The organism is Pseudomonas sp. C321 (assembly GCF_055407105.1).
Genome location: NZ_JBUZRB010000001.1, coordinates 294,458 through 313,135, shown reverse-complemented (window position 1 = coordinate 313,135; position 18,678 = coordinate 294,458). Strand labels below are relative to the sequence as shown.

The window sequence follows — 18,678 nt, the reverse complement described above, 5'->3', positions numbered from 1 at the left end:
GCCTCGGATGATCAGCGATTGCCGCGACGGCTCATGAACGCCAGGCGCTCAAGCAGTTGCACGTCCTGCTCGTTCTTCACCAGGGCGCCGGCCAGGGGCGGGATGGCCTTGGTCGGATCGCGCTCGCGCAGTACCGCTTCGCCGATGTTGTCGGCCATCAGCAGTTTCAGCCAGTCCACCAGTTCGGAGGTGGAGGGCTTCTTCTTCAGGCCCGGCACCTTGCGCACGTCGAAGAACACGTCCAACGCTTCGCTGACCAGGTCTTTTTTGATGTTGGGGTAGTGCACGTCGACGATTTTTTGCAGGGTGATGCGGTCCGGGAAGGCGATGTAGTGGAAGAAGCAGCGACGCAGGAAGGCGTCCGGCAGCTCTTTCTCGTTGTTGGAGGTAATGATGATGATCGGGCGTTTCTTGGCCTTGATGGTCTCGTCGATCTCGTAGACGTAGAACTCCATCTTGTCGAGTTCTTGCAGTAGGTCGTTGGGGAACTCGATGTCGGCCTTGTCGATTTCATCGATCAGCAGAATTACCCGCTCCTCGGACTCGAACGCTTCCCAGAGCTTGCCCTTTTTCAGGTAGTTGCGTACGTCGTGAACCTTGTCCACACCCAGTTGCGAGTCCCGCAGGCGGCTGACCGCATCGTACTCGTACAGGCCCTGGTGGGCCTTGGTGGTGGATTTGATGTGCCAGGTGATCAGCCGGGCGCCGAAGGACTCGGCCAATTGCTCGGCGAGCATGGTCTTGCCGGTGCCGGGTTCGCCCTTGACCAGCAAGGGACGTTCCAGCGTGATGGCGGCGTTGACGGCCAGTTTCAGGTCATCGGTGGCAACGTAGGCCTGGGTGCCTTCGAACTTCATCTATCAATCCTCGAACGTGACGCCGAGCGGCTCCGGGCCGGCCAGCCAAGTATTCAGCATGGCTGCGACTATACCGCGCAGCCCCGGCGACTGTGAACGCAGACGGGCTATTCAGTCTCTGAATGGAGCGTCACATCCTGACTTAGTCCGCGCTGGGTTTGGGCTGTTCATAGCGAGCGTTAAAGGCCTGGATAAAGCCGTTGCGTAAAATCTGCAAAAACGCCTGGAACGCGCTGATATCTTGCTGGTGGACGCTGCCATTTAGCTCAACGCGGGTGGCGAACTGGTTCTTGCCTTGGTTTTTCAGCACTGTCTCACTGACGCCGACCAGCGCTTCCCAGATCGAACGGAAGAAGCCCTTGTCTTTGTTTTCCACGTCCTGTTGCCAGTTGAATACTTCGACATCCCGCAGCAATGGTTTTATATAGCCGCTCAACTGGCCTTTTTTGGCCTGGGCTTCGATCACCACATCGCCGGTGCCTGAGCTGAAGTCGAATCTGCCATAGGCCGAGGCGAAATCATTCATGCGTTTGAGTTGGATGTCTCGGGCCCGAAGGCGGAATTCGAAGTCTTCGAAATTGCTTAGCGGGTCGAAGGTAGCCGTGGCTTCGAGCGGCGCATGCCCCAGCAGCAGGGCCTTGCCGTCGAAGCGGGCGTCGCGCTGGCCTCTGACGTCAACCACGTTGGTCAGGTTGTAGAAACTGGCGTTGACTTGGGTGGCGTCCATTTTGACCGGAGGCTTGGAATTGAAATTATGGAAGGAAATTTGCCCGTCGTTGATGCGCACCTCGTTGAGGGTGATGGGCAACAGTTTTCCCAGTTGCGCCCGCCAGTCAGTGCCTTGACCTGTCTGGGAAGCCTGTTTGTTGGCGCCGCCGTCGACAAAGTTGAGCTCCGGCTTGATGAACTGTACCTCAGCCACCACCGCGTGGTCGTACCACAGCGAATGCCAGCTCACCGACAGGTCGATTACCGGCGCCTTGACGAACGGTACCGGTACCTTGCCGTCGACCTTGACGATCTGCAGGCCGTTGATGCGGTAGGCGCCGCGCCACAAGGCCAGGTCAACATCGGTCACCTGTCCACGGTAATCGCCCATGTTGGCGATTTTTTCATTCAGGTAATTGCGCACCAGATAGGGCAGGACGATATCCAGTGCCACCAGGAGCAGCACAAGCCCGGCCACGGTCCAGATGGGCCAACTGTATCGACGTTTCATAGAGGGTTCTCCAGCGGTATAGGTGGTTGACTGCGCCTGGCGCTGGACGTTCGTCTTGACTGGACGCCTTGAAGCACGAGGCATACCCTTGGGGGCTTCCTAAAAGCCGCCTTAAGGACCCCGTCATGAGCCGCATTTTTGCAGACAACGCGCACTCCATCGGTAACACGCCCCTGGTTCAGATCAACCGCATCGCGCCTCGGGGCGTGACGATTCTGGCCAAGATCGAGGGGCGTAACCCTGGGTACTCGGTGAAATGCCGGATCGGCGCCAACATGATCTGGGATGCTGAAAGCAGCGGAAAACTCAAGCCTGGCATGACCATCGTCGAGCCTACGTCGGGCAATACCGGGATCGGCCTGGCGTTTGTCGCCGCTGCCCGTGGCTACAAGTTGCTGCTGACCATGCCGGCCTCCATGAGCATCGAGCGGCGTAAGGTACTCAAGGCCCTCGGCGCCGAGTTAGTACTGACCGAGCCGGCCAAAGGCATGAAAGGTGCCATCGAAAAGGCTGGCGAAATCCTTGCCAGCGATACGGCCAAATACTTTATGCCGGCCCAGTTTGAAAACCCGGCCAACCCGGCAATCCACGAGAAAACCACTGGCCCGGAAATCTGGAACGACACCGATGGCGCTGTTGATGTGTTGGTGGCGGGTGTAGGTACCGGCGGCACAATCACCGGGATTTCCCGCTACATCAAGCTGACCCAGGGCAAACCGATCCTTTCGGTGGCCGTGGAGCCGATCAGTTCACCGGTGATTACCCAGGCGTTGGCTGGCGAAGAAATCAAACCCAGCCCCCACAAGATCCAGGGGATTGGCGCCGGTTTCGTGCCGAAGAATCTTGATCTGTCGATGGTGGACCGGGTTGAGTTGGTCAGTGACGACGAGTCCAAGGTTATGGCCCGCCGCTTGATGCAGGAGGAGGGGATTCTTTGCGGTATTTCCTGTGGCGCGGCGATGGCGGTGGCGGTGCGTCTGGCAGAGAAGCCGGAGATGCAGGGCAAGACTATCGTGGTGATACTGCCGGACTCCGGTGAGCGTTACCTGTCGAGCATGTTGTTCAGTGATTTGTTTACCGATCAGGAAAACCAGGCTTGAGATGCTAATGAGTAGGGTTGACCCGCGTCAGCCCTGTTTTGATGTGCCTTATGCATAATTGATCGCTATCGCGCACCCCTTAATACTGATTGTTGGATTGCGCGGGTTTTTCCGAAGGCCTGGAGTGTTTATCATGGCCGTCTGCTATGTCTGGTTTCCCGTCAATGGGAGGCTGTGGACCAGACGCCTATTTCCAGGAGTTGCTGCATGACCTTTTCTTTGGCCGCCAAGCTGTCGGTGTTGCTGCTGTTTATCGGCAGCACGCTTTATGTGCATTTGCGCGGGAAGGCACGTTTGCCGGTGTTGCGTCAGTTCGTCAACCACTCGGCGCTGTTCGCCCCGTATAACGCCTTGATGTACATCTTTTCCGGTGTGCCGTCCAAGCCGTACCTGGATCGCAGCAAGTTCCCGGAACTGGACGTGCTCAAGGACAACTGGGAAGTGATCCGCGACGAGGCCATGCACCTGTTTGACGAGGGCTACATCCGCGCCGCCGACAAGAACAACGACGCTGGGTTTGGCTCGTTCTTCAAGAAAGGCTGGAAGCGTTTCTACCTCAAGTGGTACGACAAACCGCTGCCATCGGCCGAGTTGCTTTGCCCGAAAACCGTGGCCCTGGTCAGTAGCATCCCCAACGTCAAGGGCGCCATGTTTGCCCTGTTGCCTGGCGGTAGCCACCTCAACCCGCACCGGGACCCGTTTGCTGGTTCCCTGCGTTATCACCTGGGCTTGTCGACGCCCAACTCTGACGATTGCCGCATCTTTGTTGATGGCCAGATCTACGCCTGGCGAGACGGCGAAGACGTGATGTTCGACGAAACCTACGTGCACTGGGTGAAGAACGAAACCGAGAAAACCCGGGTGATTCTGTTCTGCGACATCGAGCGGCCATTGAGCAGCCGACTGATGACGCGCATCAACCGCTGGGTCAGCGCCCAACTGGGTCGCGCCACTGCTCCGCAGAATCTTGACGATGAGCGCGTTGGAGGGATCAACCGGGCCTATGCCTGGAGCAAGCGTTTCAGCGACAGCTTCAGTGGTGTGATCAAACAGTGGAAGCGTCGCCATCCCAAGGCCTACCGTGTCATGCGTCCGGTGCTGGCGGTGGTGGTGTTGACGGCGTTGGGGTATTGGTTGTTTGGTTGAGTGTTTTTCAGGCATAAAAAACCGCTCGGATGAGCGGTTTTTTATGCTTTTGATTTGTCAGGGCAGCCAGCCAATAGGCTGGGTTCTTTAATGCTTCCTGTCATGGTCGCATTGAGGAAGCGACGTCTTTCACCCATTGTCCTTACTGGCCTTTTGGCGAAGTCGTTGCAAGGCATGTCGCCGGATGGTTATAGTCGGCACTCGGTGTTTCACAGCACCCTCCACCCCTTCAAAAAAGATCAGCCCATGCCAGCTTCCCAGCGCATAGCGGTAATCGATTCAGCGGTCAACGCTGTGGTCGTGCCGTGCGGGAATCAGCAGCCTGCGCAGATCGGCCAGTATCCCCCACCTGTCGGTAGCACGCCGGTGTACGCAATCGTATCACCGCCTGGCGTTGGCATTTCGGGCTGATCAGCTACCTGCTGCTCTCCCGCGCCCGCCTGAAAAAAACTACTGAATTTCAGCCTTTGCTGAGTTGGCTTTTTGCCTGATCACAGGTGGTACCCATGTCTGTTCTTTCGAAACAATCCGTGGCCGCGGCGGCCTCGACGAGCCTGTTTGTCCTGCTGTGGAGCAGTGGGGCGATTTTCTCCAAGCTGGGCCTGGCCCATGCTTCACCCTTTGCCTTTCTACTGATTCGTTTTGCCATTGCCCTGCTGGGGCTGGTGATCCTGGTGCCGATCCTCAAGCTCAAGCTGCCACAGTCGGGCAAGGCGATGCGTTTTGCGGTTGCCACCGGCCTGGTGTTGTTGGGGGCCTATCAGATTTTCTATCTGTTGGCTCTGGATCTGAAAGTCACCCCTGGCGTCATGGCGACCATCATGGGCGTGCAGCCGATCCTGACCGTGGTGCTGGTGGAGCGCCAGCGCTCCTGGAGCCGGATGTTCGGCCTGGCGCTGGGGTTGGCGGGGTTGATCATGGTGGTCTACCAGGGCATCGGTTTGTCCGGCATGTCCCTGGCAGGGATGCTCTTTGGCCTGTTGGCCCTGGCGAGCATGACCCTGGGTTCCATCATGCAGAAACGCATCACCGATAACCCATTGGGTACGCTGCCGGTGCAGTACTTGGCAGGTTTGTTGTTGTGCTCGGTGTTTGTGCCGTTCCAGCCCTTCCACTTCGAGCACAACGTTGGTTTTTATGGGCCAGTGTTGTGGATGGGGTTGGTGGTCTCGCTGCTGGCGACGCTGCTGCTTTACCGGCTGATCGCCAGGGGCAATCTGGTGAATGTCACCAGCCTGTTCTACCTGGTGCCGGCGGTGACGGCGGTGATGGACTACCTGATCTTTGGCAACCGGCTGGCGATGTTGAGTCTGCTGGGGATGGGGCTGATCATCGTTGGGTTGGTGTTTGTGTTCCGTAAAAGCTGATCGGTAGCTGAAGGGGCGACTGATCTCGCCCCTACAGCGTCTTGGCCAACTTCCCCGGCCTGAGCACCAGCCACAATGCCCCCGCAATCAACACCCCGCCATACAGATGGGCCATGGACAACGGTTCATCCAGCAACAGCGCGCCCCACAACACCCCGAATGGCGGAATCATGAACGTAACAGTCATGGACTTCACTGGCCCGATGGAGGTCAGCAAACGGAAGTACAGAATGTAGGCAAAGGCCGTACACACCAGCCCCAATCCCAGCAAGGACAGCCATACGTTCCAGCCACCCCAACTGGCTGGCGGCTGGCTGATAGCGCTGTAGGCAAACCATGGCAGCAGAAACAGCGTCGCGCCGAGCATGCTGCCCAGGGCGGAAAGGCGACTGTCCAGGCCTCCTTGTTGATCCAGCCAGCGCCGGGCGAGAAACCCTGCGAACCCATAGCAGGTGGTCGCCAGTAGGCAGGCGAGGGCGCCCATCAGCAGTTCCATGTCGAATGCCATCGGTCCTGCGCGGGTCAGGATGCCGACGCCAAATAGACCCAGGCACACCCCGGCAATCTTCGACGGTGTCAGCCGTTCGCTGAAAAACAGCCCGCCAATCAACACGCCCATCAATGGCGTGGTTGCATTGAAGATTGCCGAGTAACCCGCCGGCAATACCTGGGCGGCCACTGAATACATGGTTGCGGGAATCCCCGAGTTGATCACTCCCAGCAACAGTACGGTCTTGAACTTGCCTTGAAAATCCCAGCGCACCCGCATCATGGCGAGGATCACCAGCAGGCCGGTGGCGGCAATCGAGACGCGAAAGAATGCCGTAGGAATCGTGCCGATTTCCGGGGCGATAATCCGCATGAACAGAAAGCTTGCGCCCCAGATGGCGGCCAGCACCAGCAGGTGCAGGGTGTCGACAGGTCTCACGGACAACTCCTTTTTAACAAGGCCGAGAGTGTTGCCTACCGACCTACCTGACACAATCGCTAATAACTATTTAATGTACGAAATGAACAAAGGTGTACAGGGCGAGCTGCAAGATTGCGCTTCTCCTGCTCCCCTACACTGGCTAAGCTCAGGTCTTCCGAATGCCCGCAGAGGTCTCCGATATGCCGCAGCAAACGCCAGCCATCGACACCGCGCTCTCCATAGCAACAGTGATCCTCGATGGCTTCGACGACTACCGCGAGCATTTTCGCCAGATCACCGACGGCGCCCGGCAGCGCTTTGAAAAAGCCCAGTGGCAACAAGCGCAAGTGGCGTCGGCGGCGCGTATCAACCTCTATGAAGAGAAGGTCGGCGAAGTGACCGCACGGCTGCAGGCCACCTTCGATGATGAGCCGCTGTTCGACGTCAAATCCTGGCCCTTGGTGAAAAGCGCCTATATCAGCCTGATCGACCTGCGCTTTGACGATGAACTGTCGGAGACCTGGTACAACTCGATCTTTTGCGGGCTGTTCAGCCATGACCTGATCAGCGACGGCTGTATGTTCATCCACACCACCCGGCCGAGCCTGCGCCGGGCCCGGGCGGCGCAAACTCGCATCTACAAGCCTCAAGGCAAGCTTGCGGGCATGCTGGAGCAGATCTTCGCCGACTACAGCTTTAGTGAGCCCTACGCGGACTTGCCCGCCGACCTGCGCCGACTCGAAGGGCAGTTGCGCGAAAACCTGCCGGATTGGGTGTGCAAGGACCCGGACCTTAACGTTGAACTATTTTCCTCGGTGCTCTACCGCAACAAAGGCGCTTACTTGGTAGGGCGTATCTACACCCGCGACGAGCAATGGCCGCTGGTGATTCCGCTGCTGCACCGGGAGGGGCGCGGTATCCAGATCGATGCGCTGATCACAGATGAAGCCGATGTGTCGATCATCTTCTCGTTCACCCGCTCCTATTTCATGGTGGATGTGCCGGTGCCAGCGGAGTTTATCGGCTTCCTCAAGAGCATCCTTCCGGGCAAGCATATCGCCGAGTTGTACACCTCCATCGGCTTCTACAAACACGGCAAGTCTGAGTTTTACCGAGCACTGATCAACCACCTGGCCACCACCGACGACCAATTCATCATGGCGCCCGGCGTGCGCGGCATGGTCATGAGCGTGTTTACCCTGCCGGGCTTCAACACCGTGTTCAAGATCATCAAGGACCGCTTTTCACCGTCAAAAAACGTCAACCGCGCCACGGTGATCGAGAAGTACCGGTTGGTGAAGAGTGTCGATCGGGTCGGGCGCATGGCCGATACCCAGGAGTTCGCCGACTTTCGCTTCCCCCTGAGCAAGTTCGAGCCCGAGTGCCTGGCCGAACTGCTGGAAGTGGCGGCGGGCACCGTCGAGCTTGAAGGCGACACAGTGCTGATCCGCCATTGCTGGACGGAGCGGCGCATGACGCCGCTCAACCTCTACCTGGAAAACGCCAACGCCGCCCAGGTGCGCGAAGCCCTGGAAGACTATGGCCTGGCGATCAAGCAACTGGCGGCGGCGAATATCTTTCCTGGCGACATGTTGCTGAAAAACTTTGGCGTGACCCGTCACGGTCGCGTGGTGTTTTATGACTACGACGAAATCTGCTTTCTGACCGAAGCCAACTTCCGCCATATCCCGGCACCACGTACTCCGGAAGATGAAATGGCCTCGGAGCCGTGGTATTCCATCGGGCCGCTGGACGTATTTCCCGAGGAGTTTCCACCGTTTCTGTTTGCCGATGCCGGTCAACGCCGGCTGTTCGACAAATTGCACGGCGAGTTATACAACGCCGATTACTGGAAAGGCCTGCAGGAAGCGATTCGAGCCGGGAAGGTGATTGATGTGTTTCCGTATCGGCGCAAGGGCTTGGATAACGAGTAGGGCGCCAGGCGAGCTGCTGCCCTGGGTTGCTCGGTTATGTGGGCTTCCACTGGCGACAGACTCGTCCTTGCACGCCGAAATCTGCGACAATCGCCCCCCTGAATTTTGCCAATCATGTCACCGCAGGCTCCCCCTGCCTTATTAAAAAGACCTTTGCGTACCTGATGACTGACCAAGCGCCCGCTATCGACCAACTGCTGAAAAACCTTGATCACGCCATGCTCGCTGACCGCCAGCGCTTGCGTCGGCAGTTGCTTGAGCTGCGCAAGAAGCCCGATGAGGACAAGCTTGCCCAGTGGGTGACACGCATGCAGGCTTCCTGCGCCCAGGTAGAGGCGCGGCGCGCGAGCCTGCCGCTGATTCGTTATGACGACAGCCTGCCCATCGCCGCCAAGCGCGACGAGATCAAGGAAGCGCTGCTCAAGCATCAAGTGCTGATCATTGCCGGTGAAACCGGCTCGGGTAAAACCACGCAATTGCCGAAGATTTGCCTGGAGATCGGCCGTGGCCAATACGGCTTGATCGGTCATACCCAGCCCCGACGAATTGCCGCGCGTAGCGTGGCGAGCCGGGTCGCTGAAGAGTTGGCTACTCCGTTGGGCTCATTGGTCGGCTATCAGGTGCGGTTCGAGGACCAAAGCGATTCCAACACCCTGATCAAACTGATGACCGACGGCATACTGCTGGCGGAAACCCAGAACGACCGCTACCTCGAACGCTACGACACCATCATTGTCGACGAAGCCCACGAACGCAGCCTGAACATCGACTTCCTGCTGGGCTATCTGAAAATCTTGCTGCCGCGTCGCCCGGACCTGAAAGTTATCATCACCTCGGCCACCATCGACCTGGAGCGCTTTTCCAAGCATTTCAACGATGCGCCGATTGTCGAGGTCTCTGGCCGCACCTTCCCGGTAGAAACCTGGTATCGCCCGCTGACCCTGGAACAGGACGAAGAGGGCAACCGTATCGAGGACGACTTGACGGTGGACCAGGCGATTCTGGCCACCCTCGATGAAATCGCTGCTTTTGAGCGCAGCGAGCGCAAGAGCCCTGGCGATGTGCTGGTGTTCCTGCCCGGCGAGCGAGAGATTCGCGATGCCGCCGACATGCTGCGCAAGGCCCAGCTCAAACATACCGAAATCCTGCCGCTGTATGCGCGCCTGTCGCCGGCTGAACAGCAGCGGATTTTCCAGTCCCATCCAGGCCGGCGCGTGGTGCTGGCGACCAACGTCGCTGAAACCTCATTGACGGTGCCGGGCATTCGCTACGTGATCGACAGCGGTACCGCGCGCATTAGCCGCTACAGCTATCGCGCCAAGGTCCAGCGCCTGCCCATCGAAGCCGTGTCCCAGGCCAGCGCCAACCAGCGTAAAGGTCGTTGCGGACGGGTCGAGCCGGGCATCTGCGTGCGGTTGTACAGCGAAGAAGATTTTATCGGGCGCCCGGAGTTCACTGACCCGGAAATCCTGCGTACTAACCTGGCGGCGGTGATCCTGCAGATGCTGCACCTGCGCCTGGGCGAGATCACCGATTTCCCGTTTATCGAGCCGCCGGATGGCAAGGCCATCAGCGACGGTTTCAACCTGCTGCAAGAGCTGTCGGCAGTGGACCGCAACAGCCAGCTGACGCCGATGGGCCGGCAACTGGCGCGCCTGCCGGTGGACCCGCGCATGGGCCGCATGTTGCTGGAGGCGGCCAAGCTTGGCAGCTTGCAGGAGGTGTTGATCGTGGCCAGTGCCATGTCGATCCAGGACCCGCGCGAGCGCCCGCCGGAGCGCCAGCAAGCGGCTGACCAGGCCCACGCACAATGGAAGGACATCGATTCCGACTTCGCCGGGCTGGTCAATCTGTGGCGTGGCTTTGAAGAGCAGCGCCAGGCATTGACCGCCAGCCCACTGCGCAATTGGTGTCGCAAGAATTTCCTGAATTACCTGCGTTTGCGCGAATGGCGCGACTCCCATCGCCAATTGAGCCTGATCTGCCGTGACATGCAGTTGACCCTCAATAAAGAGCCCGCCGACTACCCGAAATTGCACAAGGCGGTGCTGTCTGGCCTGCTCAGTCAGATCGGCCAGAAGACCGAAGACGGCGACTACCTCGGCGCCCGTCAGCGGCGCTTCTGGATTCATCCGTCCTCGGGGCTGGGCAAGAAACGCCCGCAATGGTTGATGGCCGCCGAACTGGTGGAAACCACCAAGCTGTATGCGCGGATGGTGGCCAAGATCGATGCCGACTGGATCGAGCCTTTGGCCGGTCACCTGATCAAGAAAAACCACTTTGAACCTCATTGGGAGAAGAAGCGCGGACAGGTGGTGGCTTTTGAACAGATCACCCTGTTCGGGCTGATTGTGGTGGGCCGCCGGCCGGTGCATTACGGACCGATCGATCCGGTCACTTCCCGCGAGCTGTTTATCCGCGACGGCCTGGTGCGTGGTGAGATCCAGTCCCGGGCCAAGTGCCTGACCGCCAATACGCTGCTGCTGGAGCAGCTCGACGAATTGGAAGCCAAGGCTCGTCGCCGTGACATTCTGGCGGACGAAGAAACTCTGTTTGCCTTTTATGACGCGCGCTTGCCGGCGGAGATTCACCAGACCGCGACGTTCGACAGTTGGTACAAGGTCAACAGCCAGAAAGACCCGCAACTGCTGATCATGCGCGAAGAAGACGTGCTGGCCCGCGAAGCCAGTGAAGTCACTGCCGCCCATTATCCAGACACCCTGCACCTGGGCGACCTCGCCCTGGCCTTGAGCTATCACTTCGAGCCCAACCATCCCCGGGATGGTGTGACCTTGCGCGTGCCGGCGCCGCTGCTGCCGGCCTTGCCCGCCGAGCGCCTGGAATGGTTGGTGCCCGGCGTGATCGAAGCCAAGTGCATCGCCCTGGTGCGCAACCTGCCCAAGGCCCTGCGCAAAAACTTCGTGCCGGTGCCGGACTTCGTCAAGGCGGCGCTGCAGCGCATCGAATTTGCCAACGGTTCGCTGCCACAGGCCCTGGGGCGCGAGTTGTTACGCATGACCGGCGCCCGGGTCAGCGATGAAGCCTGGGCCGAGGCTGCACAGCAGGTGGAAAACCACCTGAAGATGAACCTGGAGGTGGTCGACGGCCAGGGCAAGTTCCTTGGTGAGGGCCGTGACCTGGCTGAGCTGACCGCGCGATTTGCCGAGGCCAGCCAGGCCGCCTTGGCGGTACCGCAGACTGCGAAAAGCCAACAGCCGGTGGAGGCCAAGGTGTTCGCCGCCGTCGCCGAGAAAACTCAAGCGAAGATCGCTGGGCTGTCGATGACGGTCTATCCGGCGCTAGTGGAAGAAAACGGCACGGTCAAGGAAGGACGTTTCTCCACCGCCGCCGAAGCCGAGTTCCAGCATCGCCGCGCTTTGCAGCGTTTGCTGATGCAGCAATTGGCCGAACCGGCGAAATTCCTGCGGGGCAAGTTGCCCGGCCTGACCGAGCTGGGGCTGATGTACCGCGAATTGGGGCGTATCGATGCGCTGGTGGAAGACATTCTGCTGGCCAGCCTCGACAGCTGCGTGCTGGAAGGGGAAGCGAACCTGCCCCGCGATGGCGCCGGTTTGGCGGCCCTGGCCGAACGTAAACGGGGCGGTTGGACCGAGCACGCCGAGCGTCTGGCGCGCTTGACCCTTGAGGTGCTGAAGCTGTGGCACGCTCTGCAAAAACGCTTCAAGGGCAAGATCGATTTGGCCCAGGCGGTGGCGCTCAATGATATCAAGCAACAGTTGAGTCACTTGGTGTACCCAGGCTTTGTGCGGGAAACACCGGCGCAATGGTTCAAGGAGTTGCCGCGCTTCCTCAAGGCTATCGAGTTGCGCCTGGAGAAACTCCCAAGCCAGGTGCAGAAGGACCGGGTCTGGAGTTCTGAACTGAGCGGTTTATGGAGCCAGTACCAGACGCGCCTGAACAAGCACACCCAGGAAGGCAAGCGCGACCCGCAGTTGGAGCTATACCGATGGTGGCTGGAGGAATATCGAGTGTCGTTGTTTGCCCAGCAATTGGGAACAAAGGTGCCAATTTCTGACAAACGCTTGAGTAAACAGTGGAGCCTGGTGGAGGCGTGACCTGAATTGCGGGGGTAGGGTGCTATCGCAAAAGGCGCCAAAGCCCCCGGTTTATGGCAAACTTCGCCGCTATAAATGCCAGGTTCGTCTAGATGGGTTGTTACAGCCACGACGCGATGGACTAAAGCGATTCCCGTTTGATGTCCGCGGGGCGGACTAGAACGACTTACGGTTTGGTACGAAGGTGCCAATACCTTCCGCCTGAACAGATTTAGAGGAACGACCGTGCATAACGTCGTCATCAGCGGCACAGGCTTGTACACCCCGGCCAACAGCATCTCCAACGAAGAGCTGGTGCAGTCTTTCAATGCTTACGTCCAACAGTTCAATGCCGACAATGCCGCCGCCATCGAGCAGGGCGACGTCCAGGCGCTGACCGAATCCAATGCCGCCTTTATCGAAAAGGCCTCGGGTATCAAGAGCCGTTTTGTCATGGACAAGGAAGGCATTCTTGACCCAAAACGCATGGCGCCACGCTTGCCCGAGCGCTCCAATGACGAGTGGTCGATCCTTTGCCAAATGGCCATTGGTGCTGCCGAGCAAGCCTTGCAGCGGGCTGGCAAGACTGCCGCCGACATCGACGGAGTGATCGTTGCCTGTTCCAACCTGCAACGGGCTTACCCGGCCATCGCCATCGAAGTCCAGGAAGCCCTGGGGATTCAGGGTTTTGGTTTTGACATGAACGTGGCCTGCTCTTCAGCCACCTTCGGCATCCAGAACGCCTGCAACAGCATCCAACTGGGCCAGGCCCGGGCGATCCTGATGGTCAACCCGGAAATCTGCACCGGCCACCTGAACTTCCGCGACCGTGACAGCCACTTCATCTTTGGCGACGCGGCCACGGCGGTGATTCTTGAGCGGGCTGACCTGGCTACCTCCGAGCATCAATTCGATGTGGTCAGCACCAAGTTGCTGACCAAGTTCTCCAATAACATTCGCAACAACTTCGGCTTCCTCAACCGCGCTGCGGAAGAAGGCGTCGGTGCGCCGGACAAACTGTTCGTGCAAGAAGGCCGCAAAGTCTTCCGGGATGTCTGCCCGATGGTTGCCGAGTTGATTGGCCAACACTTGACTGAAAACCAGTTGAGCGTGACTGATGTCAAGCGTTTCTGGCTGCATCAGGCCAACCTGAGCATGAACCACCTGATCGTCAAGAGGCTGCTGGGTCGTGAAGCCACGGAGGAAGAAGCTCCGGTAATCCTCGATACTTATGCCAACACCAGTTCGGCCGGTTCGGTGATTGCGTTTCATACTTACCAGGATGACTTGCCCAAGGGTGCTGTGGCGGTACTCAGCTCCTTTGGTGCCGGTTATTCGATTGGTAGTGTGATCCTGCGCAAGCGCTGATTCACTGGACGGACGCGGTCAGTGGGAGTGGGCTTGTCGCATCGCGGCGATCTGACAAGCCCGGCTCCCACATTGACCGTATGGTTACCTGGAAATGTCTTTGTACCGAGGTCTTGAATGGCAGCAGCGGACGACTCGCACCTGCTCGAACGCTTGCTTAAGGGTGAGCAGCGGGCGTACAAGGAATTGGTCAGCACCTACCAGAGCGCCATGCGCGCTGTGGCTTATGCCATCGTTGGCCAGCGACATGCCGATGAGGTGGTGCAGGACGCCTGGCTCTCGGTGGTGCGCAACCTGGCGAAGTTTGAGGGGCGTTCGAGCCTCAAGACGTGGTTGCTGACCATCACCGCCAATTCGGCCAAGGGTCGCTACAAGCAAAACCGTCGGGAGGTGCTGCTCGATGACCTGCCGTCGCCCCACGGCACCGTCGGCGACGAGCGCTTCGCCGCCGGTGACGGCCACTGGCTGGTTGCCCCATTTGCCTGGCACGAAGACACCCCCGAGGCGCTACTGACTGAAAACGAGCTGCGCGAATGCCTTGAGCACACGCTGCTGAGTCTTTCCCAATTGCAAAGCAGCGTGCTGCTGTTGCGTGAACGTCAGGGCCTGGAGTTGGAGGAGATTTGTAATCTTCTGGAAATTTCGCTCTCCAATGTCCGTGTGCTGCTGCATCGAGCACGGCTTAAAGTCTTCGCCACGGTGGAGCATTTTGAGGAAACCGGCGAATGTTGACCTGTAAAGAACAAGTGGCGCGCTCCAGTGACTATCTCGATGGGCAGTTGACCTTTCGTGAGCGCTTGCTGGTACGTCACCACTTGCTGTTCTGCCCCAATTGCCGGCGCTTTATTCGCCAGATGCGCTTGATGCAGGCCACGCTACGGATCATGCCCGAGCCACCGGTGGCGGGCATCGACGAGTTGGCCGAGCGCCTGGCTGCCGAGCGTTCCGGCAAACCTTAGATACTGACATTGTTCACCGTCACACCGAGCCTGCGACGATCCTGGTCGCGGGCTTTTTTTCGTCCTTCAAAAACATTCGGGAAAAAATATTTCATTTCTGTCAGTTTTTTTTCATGCTTTTTTATCTGCCATTTCCGACACTTTTTTCAATAAGACGCTTGCTGGCCGTGGCTTTGCGCTTATTTCCTTTGGTTGTAAGAAAGTTCCCCTGTAACAAAATCTTTATGTTGCAGCAACCCGGCTGAAATATCCCCTCGCCAAGATCCCCTCCCAACACCAGCGGGCCAGAGCCCGCGTGTTTTCCAATGCAAAAGACCACCAATTAGGGGAATTCTTCGATGATCCGTAAGCACTTCGCCGGTTTAGCTGCCAGCGCCCTGGCCCTGGCCGTTACCGCCCAGGCTTTCGCTGGTACTGTCACTACTGACGGCGCCGATATCGTTGTCAAAACCAAGGGCGGCCTTGAGGTTGCTACTACCGACCAGAACTTCAGCTTCAAGCTGGGTGGTCGCCTGCAAGCCGATTACGGCACATTTGACGGTTTCTACACCAAGAACGGTGACTCGGCCGACGCCACTTACTTCCGCCGTGCTTACCTGGAACTGGGCGGCACCGTCTATAAGGATTTCAAATACCAGCTCAGCTATGACTTCTCCCACAACTCGGGCAACTCCGACGACGGTTACTTCGACGAAGCATCCATGTCCTACGTGGGCTTCAAGCCGGTCACCATCCGTATCGGCCGTTTCGACGCCGATTTTGGCCTGGAAAAAGCCACCAGCTCCAAGTGGGTCACTGGCATCGAGCGTAACTCGGCGTACGAAATGGCCGACTGGGTCAACTCCCACGAAAACGGCATGGGTATCCAGGTCAGCTCTGTGGTTGCCGACATGGCTTACCTGTCCGCCAGCGTTGCGTCCAAGGACATCAACGATAAGGACGGCAAAGGCGTGAAGCAATTCAACGGCCGTGCCGTATTCGCGCCGCTGCATGAAACCGGCAACGTCTTGCACGTCGGTCTGGACGTCGCGGTACGCGACCTGAAAGACACCGCTTTTGACTCCCGCATCCGTCCTCGCCTCGGCGTACGTGGCGTGTCAACCTCTGGCGGCAACGATGCTGGCACCAATGGTAACCGTGGCACCTTCGGCGGCGGCGTGGGCCTGGACTCCGGCAACCTGACCAGCACCGACGCTTACGACACCGACACCGTGTTCGGCGGCGAATTCGCCTTCGCTACCGGCCCGCTGTCGCTGCAGGCTGAATACCTGAGCCGCAAGATGAAGGCTGACAGCAGCTCCTATCAGGACGTCAAGTCCAGCGGCTTCTACGGTCAACTGGCCTACACCCTGACCGGCGAATCGCGCATCTACAAACTCGACGGCGCCAAGTTCGACACCATCAAGCCCCAGAACAAGCAGTTCGGCGCGTGGGAAGTGTTCTACCGCTACGACAACATCAAGGTTGATGACAAAAACGTTGTTCGCAACAGCGCTACCCGTGAAGTGGGCGATGCCAAGGCCAACCTGAACACCATCGGTGTCAACTGGTACGCCAACGAAGCGGTCCGGGTCTCGGCCAACTACATCAAGGTCAGCACCGACAAGATCGTCAACGCCAATGGCGATGACAGCGGTGATGCCATCGTAGCCCGCGTGCAATACGTGTTCTAAGCAGCCTGTAACACCGTTTCATCGCGCTCTTTCTTCATCCGTTAAAGCGCTTCTCTTTTTTCACCCCGCCGATTGGCGGGGTTTTTTTTGCTCTGAAAACCCACTGCTTTGTGTAGGAGCGAGCTTGCTCGCGAAAAAACCAGCGGGAGACGGGTTCTGTCAGAATGAGCGCGTTATTGTTGATAGCCATCGCGAGCAAGCTCGCTCCTACATAAAGCAGTTGTCGCCGGGGAATGGGATGCCGTTACAACGTTTGAATAGCTTGTGCGCGATTGCACCTGATGAGTGGAACGCACTGGTCCCCGTCGATCAGCCTTTTTTGCGCCATGCCTTCCTTAGTGCGCTTGAGGACAGTGCCAGCCTTGGCCCGCAGTCCGGCTGGCAGCCCGAGCATTTGCTGCATTATGAAGGCGAGCGCTTGATCGCTGCGCTGCCCAGCTATCGCAAGTGGCACTCTTACGGCGAATACGTGTTTGACCATGGCTGGGCCGACGCTTGCGAGCGCGCGGGCATCGACTACTACCCGAAATTGCTCAGCGCCGTGCCCTTCAGCCCGGTCAGCGGCCCGCGCCTGCTGGCGGCCAGCCCCGAGGACGGTTTCGAGTTGCTCAAGAGCCTGCCCGGTTACCTGGAGATCGAAGGCCTTTCCAGCGCCCATATCAACTTTACCGACGCACTGGCCGACGTCGCACTGGCGCAGCAGCCGGGTTGGTTGCAGCGCCTGGGTTGCCAGTTTCATTGGCAGAATCGCGGTTATCGGGACTTTCAGGACTTCCTCGACGCCTTGAGTTCGCGCAAGCGTAAACAGATGCGCAAGGAGCGCGAACAGGTAGCGGGGCAGGGCATTGAGTTCGAGTGGTTACAAGGCCATGAGTTGAGTGAGGCGCAGTGGGATTTTGTCTACGCCTGTTACGCCAATACCTACGCCGTGCGCCGGCAGTCGCCTTACCTGACCCGGGCGTTTTTCAGCTTATTGGCTGAGCGCATGCCGGAGGCGATTCGGGTGGTGCTGGCCAAGCAAGGCTCGCGGCCAGTGGCGATGGCCTTTAGCTTGATCGGAGGCGACAGCCTTTACGGGCGATACTGGGGCTGCCTGGCGGAATTCGACCGCCTGCATTTCGAGACCTGTTTCTATCAGGGCATGGATTACGCGATTACCCATGGCCTGCAACGTTTCGACGCCGGCGCTCAAGGGGAGCATAAATTGATTCGCGGGTTTGAGCCGGTGATTACCCATTCCTGGCATTACCTGCGCCATCCCGGATTGAAAGCGGCGGTGGCGGACTTCCTGGAGCGCGAGCGCAGTGAAATCCTCGCCTATGCCGAGGAGGCGCGCTCAGCCTTGCCTTACCGGCAGGGCTGAACGCGCTTGGCTCAGGCAGTCTCTTCCTTGCCCAGCCATCGATAGGTTATACCGCCGACCACCGCCCCGAGGATCGGCGCCAGCCAGAACATCCACAATTGCTGGATGGCCCAACCGCCGACAATCAGCGCCGGCCCGGTACTGCGGGCGGGGTTGACCGAGGTGTTGGTGACGGGGATCGAGATCAGGTGGATCAGCGTCAGCGTCAGGCCAATGGCAATCGGCGCGAAACCGGCCGGGGCACGACGGTCGGTGGCGCCGAGAATGATCAGCACGAACATCGCCGTCATCACCAGCTCACAGACAAACCCCGCTGTCATCGAATAGCCACCGGGTGAATGCTCGCCATAGCCATTGGACGCAAGCCCGCTGGCCAGTTCGAAACCCGGTTTGCCGCTGGCAATGAAATACAGCAATGCTGCCGCGATGATTCCACCGGCCACTTGCGCCACGATGTACGCCGGTAACTCCCTGGCCGGAAACCTTCCGCCCACTACCAGCCCCACCGATACTGCCGGGTTGAGATGACAACCGCTGATATGGCCGATGGCAAAGGCCATGGTCAGCACGGTAAGCCCAAACGCCAGCGACACACCCAGCAGACCGATTCCGACATTGGGGAACGCTGCGGCCAACACCGCACTCCCGCAGCCGCCCAACACCAGCCAAAACGTACCTAAACACTCCGTCACTGAGCGTTTGAATAGAGACATGAACACGTCCTTGA

At 58.8% G+C, this 18,678-nt stretch carries 15 protein-coding genes; 10 read left to right on the top strand and 5 right to left on the bottom strand.

Translation table 11 applies throughout. The annotated features are described in order from the left end of the window. Positions 1-11 precede the first annotated feature (11 nt). Both ACZRJ6_RS01365 and ACZRJ6_RS01360 read right to left on the bottom strand, forming a co-directional pair. Complete coding sequence (locus ACZRJ6_RS01365; protein WP_133101832.1) at positions 12-857, bottom strand: AAA family ATPase; 846 nt, start codon at positions 855-857, stop codon at positions 12-14. Positions 858-999: 142 nt separating this feature from the next. After that, entirely contained in the window at positions 1,000-2,076 is a 1,077-nt protein-coding gene (locus ACZRJ6_RS01360; RefSeq protein ID WP_463970331.1) for a DUF748 domain-containing protein, read from the bottom strand. Between the two features lie 125 nt (positions 2,077-2,201). On the opposite strand from ACZRJ6_RS01360, the gene cysK reads away from it, so the two are divergent. From cysK to ACZRJ6_RS01345, 3 genes are all read left to right on the top strand, one after another. Beyond that, complete coding sequence (gene cysK / locus ACZRJ6_RS01355; protein ID WP_463970330.1) at positions 2,202-3,176, top strand: cysteine synthase A; 975 nt, start codon at positions 2,202-2,204, stop codon at positions 3,174-3,176. Positions 3,177-3,383: 207 nt separating this feature from the next. Beyond that, on the top strand, positions 3,384-4,322 hold the full coding sequence (locus ACZRJ6_RS01350; RefSeq protein WP_463970329.1) for an aspartyl/asparaginyl beta-hydroxylase domain-containing protein: 939 nt from the start codon (positions 3,384-3,386) through the stop codon (positions 4,320-4,322). Positions 4,323-4,828: 506 nt separating this feature from the next. Then, positions 4,829-5,689: a DMT family transporter gene (locus tag ACZRJ6_RS01345; protein ID WP_463970328.1), complete on the top strand. Its 861-nt coding sequence runs from the start codon at positions 4,829-4,831 to the stop codon at positions 5,687-5,689. A 31-nt stretch (positions 5,690-5,720) separates the two neighbouring features. Here ACZRJ6_RS01345 and ACZRJ6_RS01340 read toward each other — a convergent pair whose 3' ends face one another. Then, on the bottom strand, positions 5,721-6,617 hold the full coding sequence (locus ACZRJ6_RS01340; RefSeq protein ID WP_133101827.1) for an EamA family transporter: 897 nt from the start codon (positions 6,615-6,617) through the stop codon (positions 5,721-5,723). A gap of 182 nt (positions 6,618-6,799) precedes the next feature. Between ACZRJ6_RS01340 and aceK the strand changes: the two genes are divergently transcribed. From aceK to ACZRJ6_RS01310, 6 genes are all read left to right on the top strand, one after another. Next, positions 6,800-8,533 (top strand): bifunctional isocitrate dehydrogenase kinase/phosphatase, encoded by a 1,734-nt coding sequence (gene aceK, locus ACZRJ6_RS01335; RefSeq protein ID WP_463970381.1) that lies wholly within the window; start codon positions 6,800-6,802, stop codon positions 8,531-8,533. 164 nt (positions 8,534-8,697) lie between these two features. Further along, a complete protein-coding gene (gene hrpA, locus ACZRJ6_RS01330) occupies positions 8,698-12,609 on the top strand; it encodes an ATP-dependent RNA helicase HrpA (RefSeq protein ID WP_463970327.1) in 3,912 nt (1,303 codons plus the stop codon). Between the two features lie 225 nt (positions 12,610-12,834). Then, a complete protein-coding gene (locus tag ACZRJ6_RS01325; protein ID WP_463970326.1) occupies positions 12,835-13,956 on the top strand; it encodes a beta-ketoacyl-ACP synthase III in 1,122 nt (373 codons plus the stop codon). A gap of 117 nt (positions 13,957-14,073) precedes the next feature. After that, positions 14,074-14,688, top strand: coding sequence for a sigma-70 family RNA polymerase sigma factor (locus ACZRJ6_RS01320; RefSeq protein ID WP_133101824.1), 615 nt, complete (start codon positions 14,074-14,076; stop codon positions 14,686-14,688). Then, positions 14,682-14,915, top strand: coding sequence for an anti-sigma factor family protein (locus tag ACZRJ6_RS01315; protein WP_463970325.1), 234 nt, complete (start codon positions 14,682-14,684; stop codon positions 14,913-14,915). Before ACZRJ6_RS01320 ends, ACZRJ6_RS01315 begins: the two co-directional genes overlap by 7 nt. A gap of 338 nt (positions 14,916-15,253) precedes the next feature. Further along, entirely contained in the window at positions 15,254-16,588 is a 1,335-nt protein-coding gene (locus tag ACZRJ6_RS01310) for an OprO/OprP family phosphate-selective porin (protein ID WP_463970324.1), read from the top strand. 34 nt (positions 16,589-16,622) lie between these two features. Here the strand turns inward: ACZRJ6_RS01310 and ACZRJ6_RS01305 are convergent, their stop codons facing one another. Then, entirely contained in the window at positions 16,623-16,787 is a 165-nt protein-coding gene (locus tag ACZRJ6_RS01305) for a hypothetical protein (protein WP_463970323.1), read from the bottom strand. 39 nt (positions 16,788-16,826) lie between these two features. Here ACZRJ6_RS01305 and ACZRJ6_RS01300 point away from each other — a divergent pair, with 39 nt between their 5' ends. Beyond that, the gene (locus ACZRJ6_RS01300) at positions 16,827-17,951 is read left to right on the top strand and encodes a GNAT family N-acetyltransferase (RefSeq protein WP_463970322.1); all 1,125 of its coding nucleotides are present in this window, start codon (positions 16,827-16,829) and stop codon (positions 17,949-17,951) included. Between the two features lie 11 nt (positions 17,952-17,962). Here the strand turns inward: ACZRJ6_RS01300 and aqpZ are convergent, their stop codons facing one another. Continuing rightward, positions 17,963-18,664, bottom strand: coding sequence for an aquaporin Z (gene aqpZ, locus ACZRJ6_RS01295; RefSeq protein WP_133101820.1), 702 nt, complete (start codon positions 18,662-18,664; stop codon positions 17,963-17,965). Positions 18,665-18,678 lie beyond the last annotated feature (14 nt).

Coding starts and splice junctions, on each gene's coding strand:
- ACZRJ6_RS01365 (WP_133101832.1), bottom strand. CDS start 857: ATGAAGTTCGAAGGCACCCAGGCCTACGTTGCCACCGATGACCTGAAA.
- ACZRJ6_RS01360 (WP_463970331.1), bottom strand. CDS start 2,076: ATGAAACGTCGATACAGTTGGCCCATCTGGACCGTGGCCGGGCTTGTG.
- cysK (WP_463970330.1), top strand. CDS start 2,202: ATGAGCCGCATTTTTGCAGACAACGCGCACTCCATCGGTAACACGCCC.
- ACZRJ6_RS01350 (WP_463970329.1), top strand. CDS start 3,384: ATGACCTTTTCTTTGGCCGCCAAGCTGTCGGTGTTGCTGCTGTTTATC.
- ACZRJ6_RS01345 (WP_463970328.1), top strand. CDS start 4,829: ATGTCTGTTCTTTCGAAACAATCCGTGGCCGCGGCGGCCTCGACGAGC.
- aceK (WP_463970381.1), top strand. CDS start 6,800: ATGCCGCAGCAAACGCCAGCCATCGACACCGCGCTCTCCATAGCAACA.
- hrpA (WP_463970327.1), top strand. CDS start 8,698: ATGACTGACCAAGCGCCCGCTATCGACCAACTGCTGAAAAACCTTGAT.
- ACZRJ6_RS01320 (WP_133101824.1), top strand. CDS start 14,074: ATGGCAGCAGCGGACGACTCGCACCTGCTCGAACGCTTGCTTAAGGGT.
- ACZRJ6_RS01315 (WP_463970325.1), top strand. CDS start 14,682: ATGTTGACCTGTAAAGAACAAGTGGCGCGCTCCAGTGACTATCTCGAT.
- ACZRJ6_RS01310 (WP_463970324.1), top strand. CDS start 15,254: ATGATCCGTAAGCACTTCGCCGGTTTAGCTGCCAGCGCCCTGGCCCTG.
- ACZRJ6_RS01300 (WP_463970322.1), top strand. CDS start 16,827: ATGCCGTTACAACGTTTGAATAGCTTGTGCGCGATTGCACCTGATGAG.
- aqpZ (WP_133101820.1), bottom strand. CDS start 18,664: ATGTCTCTATTCAAACGCTCAGTGACGGAGTGTTTAGGTACGTTTTGG.